Annotated in this window: 16 protein-coding genes; 5 read left to right on the top strand and 11 right to left on the bottom strand. The window is 71.8% G+C overall.

Annotated elements, in window-relative coordinates; genetic code table 11:
* Positions 1 to 79 precede the first annotated feature (79 nt).
* The gene (locus tag MJ607_RS10330) at positions 80 to 1,186 is read left to right on the top strand and encodes a substrate-binding domain-containing protein (protein ID WP_243075509.1); all 1,107 of its coding nucleotides are present in this window, start codon (positions 80 to 82) and stop codon (positions 1,184 to 1,186) included.
* A 15-nt stretch (positions 1,187 to 1,201) separates the two neighbouring features.
* Here MJ607_RS10330 and MJ607_RS10325 read toward each other — a convergent pair whose 3' ends face one another.
* From MJ607_RS10325 to MJ607_RS10275, 11 genes are all read right to left on the bottom strand, one after another.
* Positions 1,202 to 1,807, bottom strand: a complete 606-nt coding sequence (locus MJ607_RS10325; RefSeq protein ID WP_243075508.1) for a bifunctional 4-hydroxy-2-oxoglutarate aldolase/2-dehydro-3-deoxy-phosphogluconate aldolase — start codon at positions 1,805 to 1,807, stop codon at positions 1,202 to 1,204.
* Positions 1,804 to 2,715 (bottom strand): sugar kinase, encoded by a 912-nt coding sequence (locus MJ607_RS10320; protein WP_243075507.1) that lies wholly within the window; start codon positions 2,713 to 2,715, stop codon positions 1,804 to 1,806. Before MJ607_RS10320 ends, MJ607_RS10325 begins: the two co-directional genes overlap by 4 nt.
* Positions 2,716 to 2,722: 7 nt before the next feature.
* Entirely contained in the window at positions 2,723 to 3,550 is an 828-nt protein-coding gene (gene kduI / locus MJ607_RS10315) for a 5-dehydro-4-deoxy-D-glucuronate isomerase (protein WP_243075506.1), read from the bottom strand.
* Between the two features lie 21 nt (positions 3,551 to 3,571).
* Positions 3,572 to 4,336: a 2-dehydro-3-deoxy-D-gluconate 5-dehydrogenase KduD gene (gene kduD / locus MJ607_RS10310; RefSeq protein ID WP_243075505.1), complete on the bottom strand. Its 765-nt coding sequence runs from the start codon at positions 4,334 to 4,336 to the stop codon at positions 3,572 to 3,574.
* The gene (locus MJ607_RS10305) at positions 4,333 to 5,205 is read right to left on the bottom strand and encodes a fumarylacetoacetate hydrolase family protein (protein ID WP_243075504.1); all 873 of its coding nucleotides are present in this window, start codon (positions 5,203 to 5,205) and stop codon (positions 4,333 to 4,335) included. Before MJ607_RS10305 ends, kduD begins: the two co-directional genes overlap by 4 nt.
* Before the next feature lie 64 nt (positions 5,206 to 5,269).
* A complete protein-coding gene (locus tag MJ607_RS10300) occupies positions 5,270 to 6,454 on the bottom strand; it encodes a glycoside hydrolase family 88 protein (protein WP_243075503.1) in 1,185 nt (394 codons plus the stop codon).
* Positions 6,455 to 6,480: 26 nt separating this feature from the next.
* Positions 6,481 to 7,161 (bottom strand): DUF624 domain-containing protein, encoded by a 681-nt coding sequence (locus MJ607_RS10295; protein ID WP_243075502.1) that lies wholly within the window; start codon positions 7,159 to 7,161, stop codon positions 6,481 to 6,483.
* A gap of 2 nt (positions 7,162 to 7,163) precedes the next feature.
* A complete protein-coding gene (locus tag MJ607_RS10290; protein ID WP_243075501.1) occupies positions 7,164 to 8,081 on the bottom strand; it encodes a carbohydrate ABC transporter permease in 918 nt (305 codons plus the stop codon).
* The gene (locus MJ607_RS10285; protein ID WP_243075500.1) at positions 8,081 to 9,025 is read right to left on the bottom strand and encodes a carbohydrate ABC transporter permease; all 945 of its coding nucleotides are present in this window, start codon (positions 9,023 to 9,025) and stop codon (positions 8,081 to 8,083) included. Before MJ607_RS10285 ends, MJ607_RS10290 begins: the two co-directional genes overlap by 1 nt.
* A 74-nt stretch (positions 9,026 to 9,099) precedes the next feature.
* Positions 9,100 to 10,404, bottom strand: coding sequence for an ABC transporter substrate-binding protein (locus MJ607_RS10280; protein ID WP_243075499.1), 1,305 nt, complete (start codon positions 10,402 to 10,404; stop codon positions 9,100 to 9,102).
* 57 nt (positions 10,405 to 10,461) lie between these two features.
* Positions 10,462 to 12,414 (bottom strand): DUF2264 domain-containing protein, encoded by a 1,953-nt coding sequence (locus MJ607_RS10275; RefSeq protein WP_243075498.1) that lies wholly within the window; start codon positions 12,412 to 12,414, stop codon positions 10,462 to 10,464.
* 116 nt (positions 12,415 to 12,530) lie between these two features.
* Here MJ607_RS10275 and MJ607_RS10270 point away from each other — a divergent pair, with 116 nt between their 5' ends.
* From MJ607_RS10270 to MJ607_RS10255, 4 genes are all read left to right on the top strand, one after another.
* The gene (locus tag MJ607_RS10270; protein WP_243075497.1) at positions 12,531 to 14,468 is read left to right on the top strand and encodes a heparinase II/III family protein; all 1,938 of its coding nucleotides are present in this window, start codon (positions 12,531 to 12,533) and stop codon (positions 14,466 to 14,468) included.
* Positions 14,465 to 15,571, top strand: a complete 1,107-nt coding sequence (locus MJ607_RS10265) for a substrate-binding domain-containing protein (protein ID WP_243075496.1) — start codon at positions 14,465 to 14,467, stop codon at positions 15,569 to 15,571. The genes MJ607_RS10270 and MJ607_RS10265 overlap by 4 nt, the downstream gene beginning before the upstream one ends.
* A gap of 68 nt (positions 15,572 to 15,639) precedes the next feature.
* A complete protein-coding gene (locus MJ607_RS10260) occupies positions 15,640 to 17,346 on the top strand; it encodes a beta-galactosidase (RefSeq protein WP_243075495.1) in 1,707 nt (568 codons plus the stop codon).
* Between the two features lie 63 nt (positions 17,347 to 17,409).
* Positions 17,410 to 18,354, top strand: a complete 945-nt coding sequence (locus tag MJ607_RS10255) for a phosphodiester glycosidase family protein (protein WP_243075494.1) — start codon at positions 17,410 to 17,412, stop codon at positions 18,352 to 18,354.

The raw sequence follows: 18,354 nt of genomic DNA, 5'->3' as shown, positions 1-18,354 counted from the left end.
GCCGCGGGCGAGCGATACGGAAACGGTCTGATTCGAACACACTCGTTCGAATACGCACCCACCTGTACGCTGAGCGATCATGGACGACGCCGCCCCTGCCCCCTTCGGACTCTCGCGCCGCGAGCGCATCCTGGACGAACTCGCCCGCACAGGAGCGGTCCGGGTCGCCGACCTCGCGCGTGAGCTGGGAGTCGCCGAGCTCACGATCCGGCGCGACATCGGCCACCTCGCCGACCGCGGGCTGCTGACGCGAGTGCACGGCGGGGCGACGCTCCGCAGCCGCCTCGACACGACGGTCGCGGTCGGCGCGGCGACGCCCCCGCCCACGCGCTTCCGCGTCGGCATGGTCGTGCCCTCGCTCAGCTACTACTGGCCGCAGATCATCATCGGAGCGCGCGCCGCCGCGACCGAGCTCGGGGTGCAGCTCATCCTCCGCGGCGCGAGCTACTCGGTCGACGACCAGCGGCGGCAGATCGCGACGCTCGTCGAATCGGGCAGCCTGCACGGCCTCATCGCGGCACCCGAGACGCTCGGCCCCGACGGGCAGGCTCTCCTGCACTGGCTCGAGTCGCTGCCGATCCCCGTCGTCCTCGCGGAGCGGCGCGCCCCGTCGGCGCTCGCCCTCACGAGCCTCGAGTGGGTCACGACCGACCACGTCTTCGGCGGCTCGCTCGCCGCGGCGCACCTCGCCTCGCTCGGACACCGCCGCGTCGGCATCCTGACGTCGGCGGGCTCGCCCACGTCATGGCAGCTGCGACGCGGGTGGGACAGGGCTCTGCTCGAGCTGGGGCTCGAGTGCCCCGTCGACCTCGACGCGTCGCTCGACGCGATGGACGCGCCCGCGCGCGAGGCGCTCATCGCCGAGCTGCTCGAGCGGTGCCGCGACACCGGGACCACGGCGCTGCTCATCCACTCCGATCCGCAGGCCGTGCTGCTGCAGCAGCACGCGCGCGACCGCGGGTGGTCGATCCCGGGCGATCTCGCGATCGTCGCCTACGACGACGAGGTCGCCGAGAGCGCCGAGCCCGCCATCACTGCCCTGCGCCCGCCCAAGCAGCACGTCGGGCGCCTCGCCGTGCAGGCGATGGCCGACCGCCTCTCGGACAGCGCGCACCGCCCCGTGCAGCGCACGTACGTGCTGCCGGTCCTGCACGCCCGCGAGTCGACGGCGCCCGTCGGTCGCTGACGCGAGACCGCCGGTTCAGCGCGCGAGCAGGGCAGCCAGCCGCTCGAGCTGGCTCGCATCCTCGAGCGCCGAGCCGACCGCGACGACCCGCACGCCGGCGTCGAGGAACTGCGCCGCGTTCGACGCGTCGAGTCCGCCCGTCGCGACGAAGCGCACCTGCGGGAAGGGCCCGCGGATGTGGCGGAACCAGTCGGCGCCGAGCCACGTCGCGGGGAAGGCCTTGAGCCACGTGAGCCCGAGCGCGACGCCGCGCTGCACGTCGCTCGGCGTCGCGACGCCGGGCAGGGGAGGGATGCCGGCGGCCTGCGCCGCGCGGACGATCTCCGGATCGAGACCCGGTGAGACGAGGTACTTCGCGCCCGCCGCCTGCGCGACCGCGATCTGATCGACCGACACGATCGTGCCGGCGCCGACGACCTTGCCGCGCTCCTCGCCGAGACGCACGACCTCGCGCAGCGCCTGTTCGTCCTCCGCGGTCTGCAGCGGCACCTCGACGGAGTCGATGCCGAGATCCCACGCCGTCGTCGCGAGCGCGACGGAGCGCTCGACGCCCATTCCGCGCAGGATCGCCATGATGGGGGCGCTGCCGAACAGCTGCTCGAAGTCCTCGTCGGTGGTCATTTCTCGTCCTTCCCGTCGACCTGTTCGTCGACGGAGTCGCTCGTGGTCTGGAGGGTGAGGGCGGCGCGGGCGTGGCCCCGCCCCAGGCGCTCGGGGACAGGGGCGCCGTCGAGGAGGGCCCCGAGATACCCGCCCGCGAAGGCGTCGCCTGCCCCGACCGCTTCGACGACGTCGACCTTAAGGGCCGGGACGAACACGTCGCCGTCCCCCGTGAAGGCGGTGGCCCCGACGTCCCCGTCCTTGACGACGAGCTCGGCGACCTCGGGGAAGAGCGCGCGGACGGATGCGGCATCCGTCGTCCCCCACAGCGTCTCGGCCTCGTCGCGCCCCACGAAGACGAGGTCGGCGCGACGCGCGAGAGAGGCGAGCGGGGCGGCGGCGGACGCGGCATCCCACAGCGCAGCGCGGTGGTTGACGTCGAAGCTCACGCGGACGCCGTCCGCGTGAGCGCGATCGATGACGCGGTCGAGGAAGGCCGCAGCCGACTCCGAGAGCGCCGCCGTGATGCCTGAGACGTGCACGACCGCGACGTCGCCGAGCACGACCCCGTCGGCGTCCGAAGGCGCGAGATGCGACGCGGCGGAGCCCGCCCGGTAGTAGCGCACGCCGTGCCCGGGATCCTTGAAGTAGACGCCGGTGGGATGCCGCGGGTCGAACACGACGGCCGAGACGTCGACGCGGCGCTCGGTCAGCTGCCGTGCGATGCGGTGACCGAGGGCGTCATCGCCGAGGCGACTGAACCAGCGCGCGACGTGCCCCGCCGACGCGACGTGCGCAGCGACGTTGGACTCGGCGCCGCCCGCGTCGACGCGGAACTCGTCCGCCTCGGCGAGCCGCTCGGCCGCGACGGGCGCGACCATCGCCATGGTCTCGCCGACGGCGAGCAGGGCGCCGTGGGATGAGGTCATCGGCCGATCATCGCAGATCGGTGACGGGCGCCGCGTCCATGTCGTCGAAGGCCTGGTTCTCGCCCGCCATCGCCCAGATGAACGAGTACGCCGACGTGCCGACGCCCGAGTGCAGCGACCAGCTCGGCGAGATGATCGCCTGTCGGTCGGCGACGACGAGGTGGCGCGTCTCTTCGCGCTCGCCCATGAGGTGGATGACGCGGGCGTCCTCGGGCACGTCGAAGTAGAGGTAGCACTCGGTGCGGCGGTCGTGCGTGTGGGCCGGCATCGTGTTCCACATCGAGCCCGGGTGCAGCTCGGTGACGCCCATGACGATCTGGCAGCTCTTGACGCCGTTCTCGTGGATGTACTGGTTGAGCGTGCGGCGGTTCGACGTGAGCTGGTCGCCGAGCTCGCGCACCGTGCCCTCCCCGGGCGAGACGAGCGCCGACGGGTACGACGTGTGGGCGGGTGCCGAGAAGAGGTAGAACTGCGCGCCGGCGTCGCCCTCGTCGGCGAAGACGACGTCCCGGATGCCGCGGCCGAGGTAGAGGCACGCGCCCTTGACGAGCGTGAAGACCTCGCCGTCGGCCGTCACGGTGCCCGTGCCGCCGACGTTGATGATGCCGACCTCGCGGTGCTCGAGGAAGTGGTCGCTGCGGATCTCGGGGTAGCCCGTGAGCGCGAGCGAGGCGCCTGCCGGCACGGCGCCGCCGAGGACGACGCGGTCGTGGTGCGTGTAGACGAGACGGATCTCGCCCGGCACGAAGACGTCCGGCACGAGATAGCGCTCGCGCAGGTCGGCCGTCGTGAAGGCGGGGATCTGGTCGGGGTTGGTCGCGTAGCGCTGTTCCATGGCTGCTCCTGGTTGAGGTTTTTAGCGGACGAGCCAGCCGCCGTCGACGGGCACGATGGCGCCCGTGACGTAGGCTGCGGCGTCGGACGCGAGGAAGACGAAGGCTCCCTGCAGGTCGCCGGCCGTGCCCCAGCGGCCCGCCGGGATGCGGGCGACGATCGAGGCCTCGCGCGCCGCGTCGGCGCGGATCGGTGCGGTGTTGTCGGTCGCCATGTAGCCGGGCGCGATCGCGTTGACCGTCACGCCGGAGGCGGCCCACTCGTTCGCGAGCGCCTTCGTGAGGCCCGCGACGGCGTGCTTGGACGCCGTGTAGGCGGGGACGAGGATGCCGCCCTGGAACGACAGCATCGAGGCGACGTTGATGATGCGCCCGTGGCCCTGCGCGAGCATCTGTCGACCGGCGGCCTGCGAGAGGTGGAAGACGGCGTCGAGGTTGACCGAGAGGACGTCGCGCCAGTCCTCGGCCGCGTACTCCGCCGCCGGCGCGCGGCGGATCGTGCCGGCGTTGTTGACGAGGATGTCGAGCCGGCCGAACTCGGCGACGACCTCGTCGACGACCGACGAGAGGTCGTCGGGGCCGGCGCTCACGAGGTCGCGGCGCACGCTGTGCACGCGGCGGCCGAGCGCCTCGATCTGCGCGACCGTCTCTGCGGGGTCGCCCCGGTCGAGGAGCGCGACGTCGGCGCCCGCCTCCGCGAGGGCGACGGCGGCGGCCTGTCCGAGGCCGCGGCTCGAGCCCGTGACGAGGGCGACGCGACCGTCGAGGCGGAAGGAATCGAGGATCATGCGAGGTTCTCCGATGCGGATGCGAAGCGGGTCGTGAGCTCGCCGAGCCGCGAGATGCGGACCGTGACGGCGTCGCCGTCGGCGAGGGGGCGGTGCGCGTCCTGCGCCTCGGGCAGCTTCTGCGGCGTGCCGGTCGAGACGACGTCGCCGGGCTCGAGGGTCAGCACCTGGCTCAGGTGGTGGACGACGAACGCGACGCTGAAGATCGTCGTCGACGTGGACTGCGACACCGTCACGACGCCGTCGCGCACGACCTCGACGAGCAGATCCTGCGGATCGCCGGCCTCGTCGGGCGTCACGACCCACGGCCCGAGCGGTGCGAAGCCGTCGGAGCACTTGCCGAGCGCCCACTGGCTCTGCCGTCGCTGCCACGCGCGGTCCGAGACGTCGTTGAGGATCGTGTAGCCGCCGACATGGTCGAGGGCGTCCTCGAGGGCGACGCGCTGCGCGCGGCGGCCGATGACGATCGCGACCTCGCCCTCGTAGTCGACGTCCGTCGCCCCGGGCGGGATCACGACGGCGTCGCGGGGACCGGCGAGCGTGTTCGGGGTCTTGACGAAGACGTCGGGCCACTCCGGGTCGTTCGCGGTCGGGTCCACCCCGTCCGGCACGTGCCCGCGGTAGTTGTAGCCGAGGCACAGGATCTTGCCGGGCGTGACGGGCGGATCGAGCTCGAGCCCCGCGAGCGCGGGGTTCGCCGCCGTGGCGGCGGCCGCGGCATCCGTCGCCTGATCGCGCAGCGCGGGATCGGCCAGCACCTCGACGACAGTCGTGGCGAACGGCAGCTCGACGGCCCGGTCGACGCCGTCGACCGTCGCGACGACGGCCGGTCGCGCGCCTGCGGGAGTCCGCAGCGTGACGAGCCTCACCAGTACGTCACCCACTCGGGGTCGGCGATCCGCGTGAGCGCTTCGAGGGAGAAGTACACAGTGCTCACCAGTACGTCACCCACTCGGGGTCGGCGATCCGCGTCAGGGCCTCGAGGTAGAAGTAGTCGCCCCAGAGGGTGCCCTCGTCGACGCCGACATCCTTCGGCAGGTCGTAGACGCTGTGCAGCAGGAGGGCGTCGGCATCCTCGGGCTGCGCCGGCGCGTACCCCGCGATGAGGTCCGCGACGAGCTTCTCGCCGACCGCCTGCGCGCGGTGCGCGCGCTCGGGGTCGTCGTCGAGGCGCGCGAGCTCGAGGAAGCCGCACGCCGCGATCGCGGCGGCCGAGCTGTCGCGCGGGGCGTCGCTGCCGTCGGTGTAGACGAGGTCCCAGTACGGCACGCCGTCGGAGGGCAGGTGCGCGAGGAAGTACTCGGCGCAGCGCCAGGCCGCCTCGAGCAGCGACGCGTCGTCGGTGGCGCGGTAGTTGAGCGCGAAGCCGTAGACGCCCCACGCCTGACCGCGCGCCCAGCACGAGTCGTCGAACGCGCCCTGCTCGGTCGCGCCGCGGACGGGATCACCCGTCGCGGGATCCCAGTAGAACGTGTGGAAGGTCGAGTCATCCGCGCGCAGGATGTTCTCGCGCAGCTGCGTCGTGTGGCGGCGGACCGCGTCGGCGAACCGCTCCTCGCCGGTCTGCTCGTGCGCCCACGTCAGGAGCGGCATGTTCATGAGGCTGTCGATGATCGTGCGGCCGCGCTGAGCGGGGTCGGACAGGTCGCCCCACGCCTGGATGACCCCGGCGGGCTCGAGCAGGCGCTTCATGAGGTGGTCGGCTGCGAGCAGCGCGGCCGAGCGTGCGTGCTCGTCGCCGAGGAGACGCCACGGCGCGACGGCCGCCAGCGTGTAGAGGAAGCCCAGGTCGTGCGTCTCGAGGTCTTCGCCCTGGCGGACGCGGCGCGCGAAGTCGGCGGCGTGCCGCAGCCCCGCGTCGCGGAAGGCGGGATCGCCCGTGCGCTCCCACGCTAGCCACTGCATGCCGGGCCAGAAGCTCGTCGTCCAGCCGCGGTTGCCGCCTTCGGGGAACGCGCCCGCGGCAGGGCGCAGCGGGTAGCGGTCGTCCCGCGTCGTGTCGTCGGGGTAGAGGTCGCCGAACGCCGCGATGTTGCGGCGGACGGTCGACAGGGCGCCTGCGAGGGCTGAGTCGACCGCGAGGGCGGAGCTCTGCCGGGCCGGGGGCGTGGTCGTCATCGGTCGTCGTCGTCTTTCGTCGGTGTTCAGGCGGTCCGCGCGTCGGCGATGCCGAGCACGGGCCGGAGCGTGTAGCGGGAGTTCGCCCACGCGAGGTAGAGGGCGGCGGAGGCGGTGATGCCGAGCGCGATCGCGGGCAGGGTCGCGAACAGCGCGACCTGCAGGCCGAGGATGAGCAGCGACACGGCGGAGAGGTGCCAGCGGCGGACCGCGAGGTACGCGCTCGCCTTGAGCACGTCGCGGATGCGCGCGGTGGGCTCTTCCGCGATCGCGACGAGGGCCAGCAGCCCGCACGCGGCGGCGAGCACCGTGAGCACCCCGAGCAGCGGGATCGCGACGACCCCGAAGCTCGTGCCCGAGAACGCGCGGACGTCGACGAGCAGCACGACGACCAGCGCGGTCAGCATCGCGCCGATCGCCAGCGCCCGCCGCCAGGTCGCGCGCAGGCCCCGGACGAAGTCGCGGGCGGGCGTCGTGCTCCCGTCGCCGTGCGCGCGGAACACCGTGAACGCGGCGGTCACGCCGGGCGCGGCGAGCGGCGCGGCGACCGCGAGCAGCGGCCACGAGCGCGCGGGGTCGGTCGTGATCAGCAGCACCGCCAGCGGGAGGCTCGCGGCGAGCAGCAGGGCGTTGGTGATGAGGGCGAGGTAGGCGACGCCGAAGACGTTCGCGTACGCGTCCTGGCTGAGGCCGAGGCGGCGGACCATGGTCACCCCTTCATCCCGCTCGTGGCGATGCCTTCGATGAAGTACTTCTGGCCGAGCATGAAGATGATCGCGATCGGGATGACCGAGATCGTCAGGCCCGCGAAGAGCAGCGCGTAGTTGGTGTCGTAGAGGTTGGAGACGAAGCTCTTCAGACCCAGCTGGATGGTCCACAGGTCGGGGTTGCGCAGGTAGATGAGGGGTCCGAGGTAGTCGTTCCAGGTGTTCACGAACGTCAGCAGCGTGAGGCTCGCGAGCGCCGGGATCGACAGTGGCAGCATGATCCGTCGCCAGATCCCGTACTCGCTGAGCCCGTCCAGCCGGGCCGCTTCGGAGAGCTCCTCGGGGATGGTCTCGTAGTACTGCTTCATGAGGAACACGCCGAACGCGCCGAACGCCTGGATCAGCACGATCGCCCACAGGGTGTTGGACACCTTGAAGTTGGACAGCAGGATGAACTGCGGGATCATGTACGACTGCCACGGCACCGCGATCGTGCCGATGTAGACGATGAACAGCACGTCCCGGCCGGGGAAGCGCATCTTCGCGAAGCCGTAGGCGGCGAACGAGCCGGTCAGCACCTGCAGGAACGTCACGACGACGGCCAGCACGAGCGTGTTGCGGATCCACGTCAGCATGCCGGACTCGGTCCAGATGTCGAGGTAGTTCTGCCACACGAACGTCTCGGGGAACCACGTGATCGGCACCGAGAAGACCTCGTTCGCAGACTTCAGCGAGCTCATGACCATCCAGAAGAACGGCATGAGCAGGCCGATCGCGGCGAGCGTGAGGACCGTGTAGCCGAGGATCCGCAGCCCGCGCTGCTTCGGGGTCAGGCTGGCCTTGTCGACCGGGGGCGGGGACTCCTCCTCGGCGACCTTGCGCAGCTGACGGCGGTCGATGGGGCTTTCCAGAGCGGTCATCAGATGCTCCTCCGCTTGTTCCAGAAGAACTGGATGATCGTCACGACGATGCACATCAGGAACAGGGCCACGGCCGCCGCGGATGCGTAGCCGAACTGGGACTCCTCGAAGCCCTTCCGATAGATGAACTGCGAGAGCACGAGGGTGGACTGGCCCGGCCCGCCGTCGGTCATCACGAGGATCAGGTCGAAGATCTTGAACGAGTTGATGGTCAGCATCACGGTGACGAAGAACATCGTCGGGCGCAGGCAGGGCAGTGTCACATTCACGAACCGCTGGAACACGTTCGCGCCGTCCACGCGGGCTGCCTCGTGCAGCTCGCGCGGCACGGTCTGCAGGCCCGCGAGGAAGAGGATCATGTAGTAGCCCATATCGCGCCACGTCGAGACGATCACGACGGCGGGCATCGCCCACTCCGCCGAGGTCAGCCATCCGGGCGGGTTCTCGAAGCCGATGAACCGCAGGATCTGGTTGATCGGGCCGTAGTCGGGGCTGAACAGCAGGTTCCACACGACCGCGATGGCGACGATCGACGTGATGTAGGGGAAGAACGCGGCGGTTCGGAAGAACGCGATGCCGCGGAGCTTGTTGTTCAGCAGCAGCGCGAGGCCCAGCGAGACGATGATCGTCAGCGGGATGTGCAGCGCCGAGTAGTACAGCGTGTTCACGACGGCGATCCGGAAGCTGCCGTCGCCGAGCAGACGCTGGAAGTTCGCCAGCCCCACCCAGTCCGCCTTGCCGAACACGTTCCAATTCGTGAACGACATGTAGAACAGCGTGATCACCGGGACCAGCGTCAGCACCGCGAACCCGATGAAGTTCGGCAGGATGAAGCTCCAGCCGACCAGCGTGTTGCGCAGCGCGAGCTTCGAACGCCGGCGACGGTCGGACGGCGGGGGCGCGGCCGGGGATGCGGCGACGTCGTCAGCGACGATGCTCGTCATGGTGTCCTCCTGGGAGATGCGGTGCGGGGATGGGCGGCCGGGACGGATGCTTCGGCCCGGCCGCCCGGGGTGTGTCAGTCGAGGCCGACTTCGTTCTTGACGCGCTCCTCAGCGGTCTTGATCGCGTTGTCGATGCTCTCGGAGCCCGACATGACGGCCGTGTGCAGGTCACCGAGGATGCCCTGGATCGCGGCGGTCTTGCTCGACGTCGGGTTCTCGGGGTGCGTCTCGTGCGTGCCGAAGGCGAACTTCGACAGGTCGTCGCCGGGCGCGCCCTTGACGCCGAAGTACGTCTCGAGCACCGAGTCGTTCAGGAGCGCCGGCGTGATGCCGATCGCGGCGAGCGCCTGCGCGCCCTCTTCGCTCGCGGCGAAGGCGAGGAAGTCCTTCGCGGCCTGCACCTTGGCGTCGTCGATGTTCGCGTTGATCGCGAAGCCGGTCGGGTCGCCGAACGTGACGGGCGTGTTGTCGAGGCCGGCCGTGTCCGACTCGAGCTGCGGGATGGGCGCGATGCCCCACTCGAACGTGTCGGCGTCGCCCGAGGCCTGCTGCGCGATGAGGGTCGCGACGTACCACGTGCCCATGGGGAGCATCGCGGCGTTCTGCTTGCCGAACTCGCCCTGGTACGTCAGCTGGTTGGCGCTGCTCGTGTTGAAGTCGACCTGGAAGCCGTCGTTCTGCAGGGCGAGCACGCGGTCGTAGTAGTCCTTGAGGTAGCCGTAGTCGCCCTCGAGGATGTCGGCGTCGGTCTGGCCGTTCGCGAAGCCCTGGACCGTCGACTGCCAGCGGTGCTGGTACGCGCCCTTGGCTGCGCTGCCCGCGGCCGTGAGACCCTCGGTCAGCTCGGCGGCGGCCGCGTCGTAGTCCTCCCACGTCCACGAGCCGTCGGGGTAGTCGATGCCCGCCTGGTCGAAGAGGGCCTTGTTGTAGAAGAGGACCCACGAGTCCTGGCGGTAGGGCACGCCGTAGGCGGTGCCGTCGACCTCGTACGAAGAGGCGCCGCCGATGCCGTCGGGCAGCTCGACGTCCGACACGTCGAGGAGCTGGCCGCCCTCCTGGAAGGTCGTGACGTACTTGACCTCCTTCTGCGTGATGATGTCGGGGCCGACGCCCGCGGCGAGGTCGGCCGTCACGAGCGTGTTGTACTCGGCGGCGTCGTAGCCCTTGAGCTCGACTGTCACGTCGGGGTTCGCCGCGTGGAAGGCGTCGGCGAGCGTCTGGAACTCGGGCGTCGTGTCGAGGCTCCAGCCGGACAGGGTGATCGTGACCGGGCCCGAGGTCTCGTCGGGCTCGGAGGACGCCGTGTTGCCGCTGCAGGCGGCGAGCGACAGCGAGGCCACGACGACCACGCCGGCGGCTGCTGCGTACTTGCGCTTCATGTGATGCTGCTCCTTTGCGAGTGCAGTGTCAGGGGCCCTTCGTCGGGCCCTGTATTGCTACCGGCTCGACGCGTCGTCGATCCGGGGGTCTGTGAGGGTGCTCGTCGTGGTGAGGCCGTCGGGCCACGTGACGCTCGCCGCGCCTTCCGCGAGCTCGAGGCGCGCGTCGCCGTCGGCGGGGCTGCCGGCGAGCTCGACGAGCACGGCGACCGTCTCACCGGCCGCTGCCGGGAAGGTCACGACGGGCACGACGGCATCGGTGCCGAGCGGGGTCGAGTCGGGGCGCGCCTCGACGCTCGCGACGCCCTGCCCGAGGAGGGGGCGGATGCTGCTCCCGAGCCGCGCCGTCGACACGCGGGCCGCGGCCGGCGTGCCCTGCGACTCGCCGTCCGCGACGGCCCAGCCGCCGATCCGCAGCGCGAGCCGCGCGGCGTCGACGCCGGGCTCGAGGTGGTCGACGCGGGCGATGCGGACCTCCCACGGACCGCGGACGAGCGAGTGCACCGTGAGGCGACCCGCGACCGTGGTCTCGCCCTGGATGCCGGAGCCGTGGCGCACCTGCGTCTCGGCGGGCGCGATCCAGTGCGCGGGCCACGTCGAGGCCGCGACCCCCACGCCGGCGTCGTCGATGCGGACGTCGAGCAGGTCCATCGCGGCGCGGTGGGTCGCGGAACCGTGCTCGTCGACGAGCGCGACCGACTGCTCGAGCGGCTCGCGCCACCCGCGCCCGTTGAGGAGCGGTGCCGTCGCGGTCGAGTAGCCGAGGCGCGCGTAGAGGGGCGAGTCGCCCACGAGCGCGCCGGCCTCGGCGTGGTCGGTGCCGTGGTTGACGATGCGGACGATGCCGTCGGCACGCGTGCCCGAGAGGATCCAGCCGGGCGCCGTGATGGCGCGCAGCGTGTCCTTCTGCTCGACGGGGAGCGGCTCGGCGGGTGCGCTCCAGACGGCGTGGTCGGCGGGGAGCGAGACGCCCAGGAGGCCCTTCGCAGCCCAGTACGGCGAGGCGGGGCCCGAGTAGGCCTGCGCGAGCCGGCGCCACTCGCGGTGCCAGCCCATGCTGAGCAGGTCGCGCGCGTCGGGCACGCCGTTGTCGGCGAAGTGGCCCACGACGCGGTTCGCGGCGTGGCGCAGCGCCCCGGCGGAGAGCGAGGGCACCTCGGCGATCGCGCCGACCCAGAAGGGCGCGGCGGCGGCGAAGCGGTAGATGAGGCTGCGGCCCTGGATGAGGGGCGAGCCGTCCGCGCCGACGAGCGCGTGCGCGTCGACGAGGAACCTGTCGAGGTGGGCGACATCGCGCGCCGTGCGGCCCTCGGCGAGCTCGGCGGCGCCCTGCATGCGCGCCCAGAGGACGGGGTACAGGTGCAGCGCCCAGCCGACGTAGTGGTCGTACGAGCGCTCATCGCCGTCCGACATCCAGCCGTCGGAACGGCCGAACGAGTCGTGCAGCGCGAGGTCGTCGGCGACGTCCTGCGGCGACCAGGGTCCGCCGACCGAGCGCAGGAAGGTCTGCACGACGAGGCGGAACCACAGCCAGTTGGTGCGCGGGTAGGTCTGGTCGCCGACGGCGGGCGCGAAGTACGCGACGACGCGCTCCTGCGTCACGGCGTCGAGGCGATCCCAGATCCAGGGGCGCGTCAGGTCGAGGATGAGGGCGAGGGATGCCGCTTCGACCTTCGCCTGCGCGTGTTCGTCGAGGCGCACCCAGCGGTCGGCGGCGGCGGGGTCGACGCCCGTCGCGATGCCGCGGAGGCAGAACTCGATGAGGTCGTCGACGCCTTCGCCGCGTTCGCCCGCGATGCGGAAGCCCGCGAGGAGGAACGTGCGCGCGAAGCCCTCGAGCCCGTCGACGTCGCGGCCGTAGCCGCCCTCGGTGCCGGGAGGGGTGATGCGGCCGTTGCCCGGCGACGCCCACGCTCGTGCACCGGCGAGCAGCCGATCGGCGTACTGCACCCATTGCGCGCGGCTCCAGTCCGCGGCTGCGCCGTGGGCTGCGTCGTCGTTGCTCGTCACCGGGTGATTCCTCTTCGAATTCGGGGCCCGAGAACCGGACCGCATTCGGAGATTACCAATCATAATCGTTCATTGCAATACGTTGTTTTTCGTTCTTGATCGTTTATGATCGATTCATGCCCCTCGTGTTCCGTGGTCCGCTCGCCGAGCTGTTCGCTCGCGACCGGACCGCCGACGTTCTCCTGCCACCCGACGAGGCGCTCCCGGTTCCCCCCGCGGCCGAGCGCGGCGCGTGGTCGCGCGAGGCCCTCGACACCGCGACCGTCGACGATCTGCTGCGGCGCGCCCGAGAGGATCTCGGCACTCCCTGGCCCGTTCCGCTCGCGAGCGCCGCGGCACGCGTGCACCGCGACGGCGACCGCGAGGGCTGGGAGAGCCTCGCCTTCGAGCGCCAGCGCCGGCTGAGCCGCGCCGCGATCGCGGCCGCCGTGACCCTCGACGACGCCTGGATCGACGAGGTCGCCGACGGCGTCGTACTGCTGTGCGAGCAGAGCTCATGGTGCTGGCCCGCGCACGACGACACCTTCGCGCGCCACGGCGCCGTGCTCGCGACGACCGACGACCCCTTCCTCGACCTCGGAGCGGGCGAGGCCGTCGGCCAGCTCGCGTGGATCGACCAGCTGCTCGGGGAGCAGCTCGACGAGCGCTACCCCGGCCTGCGCGCTCGGATCCGGCGCGAGGCGCGCACGCGCGTCATCGAGCCCTTCACGCGCCGCCGCGACTGGCACTGGCTCGGCCTCGACGGCGATGTCCACAACTGGAATCCGTGGATCCACGGCAACGTCCTCGTCGCGGCGCTGCGCCTCCTCGACGGCCCCGACGAGCAGGGCCTGCGCACCGGGGTCGTCGCGCTCGCGGTCGAGGGGCTCGACCGGTACGCGGCATCCCTCCCCGCCGACGGAGCGATCGACGAGGGCTACGCGTACTGGTGGAACGGCGCCTGCCGGGCGCTCGAGGCGCTCGACGTGCTCGCCTTCGCGACGGGAGGGCGATGGGATGCCGCATCCGCCGTTCCGAGCCTGCGCGAGACCGTCGCGTTCCCGCATCGCATGCATCTCGGTGGCGACTGGTACCTCAACCTGGCGGACGGGCCCGCGCGGCCCCCGCAGGATCAGGCGTGGCATGCGCTGCACCGCGCCGCGGCACGCGTCGGCGACGACGCGGCGCGCGCGCACGCGGCAGCGCATCGCCTGCCCGGCGAGCCCATCGCGACCGAGCGCGAAGGACTCGGGCGACTGCTGCGGGCCCTCACCGACGAGACGTGGCGCGGTGCGGGCGGCGCGACGTCGCCGCTCCCCCGCGAGACCTGGCTGCCCTCGACCGAAGTGCTGCTCGCGCGGGCCGAAGGCGGCACCCCCGCGGGGCTCGCGCTCGCCGTCAAAGGCGGCCACAACGCCGAGCACCACAACCACAACGACGTCGGCTCGTTCGTCGTCGCGGTCGACGGCGTCCCCGTCGTCGTCGACGCGGGGCGACCGACCTACACGCTCGCGACGTTCGGCGCGGGCCGCTACGACATCTGGACGATGCAGAGCACGTGGCACAACGCGCCCGAGGTGCGCGGCGTCGCACAGCCGCCGGGTCGGCAGTACGCGGCGCGGGCCGTCGAGCCGCGGCTCGGCGACGACGTCTCGGCGCTGTCGCTCGACCTCGCCGACGCCTACCCCGCGCCCGGGCTCACATCGTGGCGTCGCACGGCGGCGCTCGAGCGCTCGGACGGCTCGGCCCGCGTCGTCGTCGACGACGCGTGGAACCTCGACGCGTGGGCCGGCCCGGGAGACGAGCCGCCGACCGTCGTACGGCTGCTCGTGGCGGGCGACGTCGAGACCGTCCCCGACGGACTGCGCGTCGTGCCCCTCGAGGGTGCGCGGCCCGTCGCGGTGCGCTGGTCGGCGGACGTCGAGGCGACCCTCATCGAGCGCCCGCTCGATGACCCGATGCTCACGACGGTGTGGGGCGCGAGGCTGACACGCGTCGATCTGCTCGTCAGCGACCGCCGAAACCTCCGCGTCACGGTAGAACTGGACGCAGTCCCCGACAAGGAAGACCGATGACAGAGCAGTCACCGCATGCGCCGCTCGCCCCGACGCGCCGGGCCCACGTCCTCGCGGCGCTCTCGCGCGACGGCATCGTGCGGGTCTCGCAGCTCATCGACGAGCTCGGCGTGACGCCCGTCACGGTGCGCCGCGATCTCGCGCAGATGGAGGCCGAGGGCCTGCTCGTGCGCGTGCACGGCGGCGCCGTCGCACCGCAGAACGGCCACGCTGCCGAGCACGCGGTCGACGCCGAGCCCGCGACCGACGACTCGATCGCCGTGCTCGTACCGTCGCTCAACTACTACTGGCCGCACGTCGTGCGCGGGATGGAGCACGAGGCCCGCCGCCGCGGCTACAGGCTGCTGCTGCGCGGCGCGTCGTACGAGCTGCAGGACGAGCGCCCCGTGCTCGAGCGCCTCGTGCAGGACCCCGCCGTCAAGGGCCTCATCCTCGCGCCCAACACCGATACGCCGCACGCGCAGGACGTCGTGCAGTGGCTCGCCGACTGCGGCGTGCCGAGCGTCCTGACCGAGCGCGACGCCGTCGTGCTGCCGGGGCGCACGCCGGTCGAATCCGTCACGACCGACCACGCGCTCGGCGCCCTGCTCGCGGCGCGCCACCTGGCCGAGCTCGGGCACCGCAGGGTCGGACTCGTCCTGTCGCGTGACTCGCCCACGTCGCGCAAGATCGGCGCGGGCTGGGCCGCCGCGTGCGAAGAGCTCGGACTCACCCCGACGCAGCACTTCGAGGACTTCCTCCCGCACCGCACGAGCGCCGAGTTCTCGGACGCCGTCAACGCGTCGCTCGACCGCACACTCGCGGGCGGCACGACGGCGCTCCTCGTGCACGCCGACGCCGAGGCCATGGCCTTCGTCGACCTCGCCCTCGCGCGCGGCATCTCGGTGCCGCGCGACCTGTCGATCGTCGCGTACGACGACGAGGTCGCCGAGCTCTTCACGCCCGCGCTCACCGCCGTCGGACCGCCGCGCGCCGCGGTCGGCGCGGCCGCCGTCGACCTCCTCGTCCGCCGCATCGCCGAGCCCGATCGTGCCGTGCACCGCGTGACCCTCAGCCCGACGCTCAATGTGCGCGCTTCGACGGCGCCCGTCCGCGAGGATTGAGCGAGCCCGAATCCGCTGCCTGCGGCCTGCGCCGCGGCATCCGTCCTCCGACGAACAGAGAGACCTCTTTGCCCACGTTCACGATCGGCGAGACCGACTTCCTGCTCGACGGCCGCCCGCACCGCGTGATCGCCGGCGCGCTGCACTACTTCCGGGTGCACCCCGATCAGTGGGCCGACCGCATCCGCAAGGCGCGGCTCATGGGCATCAACACGATCGAGACGTACGTCGCGTGGAACGCGCACGAGCCGCGCCGCGGCGAATGGGATGCGACGGGCTGGAACGACCTCGGCCGCTTCCTCGATCTCGTCGCCGCCGAGGGGCTGCACGCGATCGTGCGCCCCGGCCCGTACATCTGCGCCGAGTGGCACAACGGCGGGCTCCCGGTGTGGCTCACGGCGATGCCGGGCATCGGACTGCGGCGGGCCGAGCCGCGCTACGTCGCCGAGGTCACGCGGTACCTCGAGCGCGTGTACGAGATCGTCGTGCCGCGGCAGATCGACCGCGGCGGCAACGTCGTGCTCGTCCAGATCGAGAACGAGTACGGCGCGTACGGGTCCGACAAGGAGTACCTCGCGGAACTCGTGCGCGTGACGCGGGAGGCCGGCATCACGGTGCCGCTCACGACCGTCGATCAGCCCGAGCCCGACATGCTGCGCGACGGCAGCCTGCCCGAGCTGCACAAGACGGGCTCGTTCGGCTCGCGCGCGACCGAGCGGCTCGCGACGCTCCGCGCGCACCAGGGCACGGGCCCGCTCATGTGCTCGGAGTTCTGGGACGGCTGGTTCGACTGGTGGGGCGGCGTGCACCACACGACCGACACAGCGGCGGCGGCCGCCGAGCTCGACGCCCTGCTCGCGGCCGGGGCATCCGTCAACATCTACATGTTCCACGGCGGCACGAACTTCGGCCTGACCAACGGCGCGAACCACAAGGGCCGCTATCTGCCCATCACGACGTCGTACGACTACGACGCCCCGCTCGACGAGGCGGGCAATCCGACGGCGAAGTACGACGCGTTCCGCGAGGTCATCGCGCGGTACGCCGCGGTGCCCGACGAGGTGCCGTCGCGAGCCGAGCCGGCGCCCGCGTTCGAGGTGCCCCTCGAGCGCGTCGAGCTCGCGCCCGCCGTGCGCGGCGAGGAGCGGCATCCCTCTCCCCCGACGTTCGAAGCCCTCGACCACCTCGGAGCCCTCGTCGTCTACGAGACCCAACTGCCGGAGGGCGGCGACGGGCGCATCCTCGAACTCGGCGCCGTCCGCGACCACGCGTGGGTCTTCGTCGACGGATGCCGCATCGGCGCCCTCTCGCGGACGCGGCACGAGCACACGATCGCCCTGCCCGCCGGGGAGCGGCTGACGCTCGTCGTCGAGGAGCAGGGCCGCATCAACTACGACGGGCGTCTCGGGGAGGCGAAGGGTCTCATGGGCCCCGTCCTGCTCGACGGCGAGCCGCTCGGCGCGTGGACGGCGACGCCCGTCGACCTCTCCGCCCCGACCGCGTCTCCCGGCCTGCAGTCCTTCAGGGGGTCGTTCGAGCTCGACGCCGCGCACGACCTCTTCCTCGACACGGGCGACTGGGGCAAGGGCTTCGCGTTCGTCAACGGGACGCTGCTCGGCAGGTACTGGCGCAACGGCCCGCAGCGGACGCTCTTCGTCCCGGCGCCCCTCACACGGCCGGGCGAGAACACGCTCGCAGTGCTCGAGCTCGAGACGCTCGCGGCGCGCGTCGCGCGGTTCGTCGCGGAGCACGAGCTCGGCCCCGAGGGCGAATGATGCCATAGGCGCTTCATAGACGGCGGCGGCGTCCCGCCTAAGTCGGGTCCGTAGTCATGAAGCATGGACTCGAGACGCAGACACCGCCGCAGGATCCGCAACAGCCTCATCGCGGGGGGCCTCGCCGTCGTGCTCGTCGGCGGCGGAGGCGCCGCATGGGCCGTCGACCGCTTCCTGGTCGAGCACGTCGAGATCTCGGACGTCTCGGCGTACGAGGCCGAGAATCAGGCGACGACGGCGGAAGCCGAGCCCGACACAGGCGCCGCGACCGACACGACGACGCAGTCGGACACCTCCGTCACGGTGTCTCAGGTCGTGACCGGCACGGGCGCCGACACCGTCACGTACTACGTCGCCGACGTCGTCCTGGGCGACGCGACCGACCTGCGCTCGGCATTCGCGAAGGACCAGTTCGGCGAGAACATCACCGAGACCACGAGCGCGATCGCCGCCGACAACGACGCGCTCTTCGCGATCAACGGCGACTACTACGGCTTCCGCGACACGGGCATCGTGATCCGCAACGGCGTCGTCTATCGCGACGAGGGCGCGCGCGAAGGCCTCGTCTTCTACACGGACGGCACGGTCGCGGTCTACGACGAGACGACCACGACGGCCGCCGAGCTGCTCGCGGCGGGCGCGTGGAACACGCTGAGCTTCGGCCCCGCGATCGTCGAGGACGGCGCGATCGTCGACGGCATCGACCAGGTCGAGATCGACACGAACTTCGGCAATCACTCGATCCAGGGCGAGCAGCCCCGCACCCTCGTCGGCGTCATCGACGAGAACCACCTCGTCTTCGTCGTCGTCGACGGGCGCAGCGAGGGGTACAGCCGCGGCGTCACGATGACCGAGGCCGCGCAGATCATGCTCGACCTGGGTGCGACGACGGCGTACAACCTCGACGGCGGAGGCTCGTCGACGATGTACTTCGAGGGCGAGGTCGTCAACCAGCCCTCGAACGGCGGCGAGCGCGGCACGAGCGACATCCTCTACGTCGCGGAGTGA

It is taken from the genome of Microbacterium sp. SS28, from assembly GCF_022761035.1.
Classification (GTDB): domain Bacteria; phylum Actinomycetota; class Actinomycetes; order Actinomycetales; family Microbacteriaceae; genus Microbacterium.
This window is presented reverse-complemented; position numbering and strand designations above follow the sequence as displayed.

What these genes read in the sequence shown, in the direction of transcription:
- kduI (WP_243075506.1), bottom strand. Translation starts at nt 3,550, where the DNA reads ATGGAACAGCGCTACGCGACCAACCCCGACCAGATCCCCGCCTTCACG.
- MJ607_RS10270 (WP_243075497.1), top strand. Translation starts at nt 12,531, where the DNA reads ATGCCCCTCGTGTTCCGTGGTCCGCTCGCCGAGCTGTTCGCTCGCGAC.
- MJ607_RS10290 (WP_243075501.1), bottom strand. Translation starts at nt 8,081, where the DNA reads ATGACCGCTCTGGAAAGCCCCATCGACCGCCGTCAGCTGCGCAAGGTC.
- MJ607_RS10285 (WP_243075500.1), bottom strand. Translation starts at nt 9,025, where the DNA reads ATGACGAGCATCGTCGCTGACGACGTCGCCGCATCCCCGGCCGCGCCC.
- MJ607_RS10265 (WP_243075496.1), top strand. Translation starts at nt 14,465, where the DNA reads ATGACAGAGCAGTCACCGCATGCGCCGCTCGCCCCGACGCGCCGGGCC.
- MJ607_RS10280 (WP_243075499.1), bottom strand. Translation starts at nt 10,404, where the DNA reads ATGAAGCGCAAGTACGCAGCAGCCGCCGGCGTGGTCGTCGTGGCCTCG.
- MJ607_RS10255 (WP_243075494.1), top strand. Translation starts at nt 17,410, where the DNA reads ATGGACTCGAGACGCAGACACCGCCGCAGGATCCGCAACAGCCTCATC.
- MJ607_RS10320 (WP_243075507.1), bottom strand. Translation starts at nt 2,715, where the DNA reads ATGACCTCATCCCACGGCGCCCTGCTCGCCGTCGGCGAGACCATGGCG.
- MJ607_RS10295 (WP_243075502.1), bottom strand. Translation starts at nt 7,161, where the DNA reads ATGGTCCGCCGCCTCGGCCTCAGCCAGGACGCGTACGCGAACGTCTTC.
- MJ607_RS10330 (WP_243075509.1), top strand. Translation starts at nt 80, where the DNA reads ATGGACGACGCCGCCCCTGCCCCCTTCGGACTCTCGCGCCGCGAGCGC.
- MJ607_RS10325 (WP_243075508.1), bottom strand. Translation starts at nt 1,807, where the DNA reads ATGACCACCGACGAGGACTTCGAGCAGCTGTTCGGCAGCGCCCCCATC.
- MJ607_RS10300 (WP_243075503.1), bottom strand. Translation starts at nt 6,454, where the DNA reads ATGACGACCACGCCCCCGGCCCGGCAGAGCTCCGCCCTCGCGGTCGAC.
- kduD (WP_243075505.1), bottom strand. Translation starts at nt 4,336, where the DNA reads ATGATCCTCGATTCCTTCCGCCTCGACGGTCGCGTCGCCCTCGTCACG.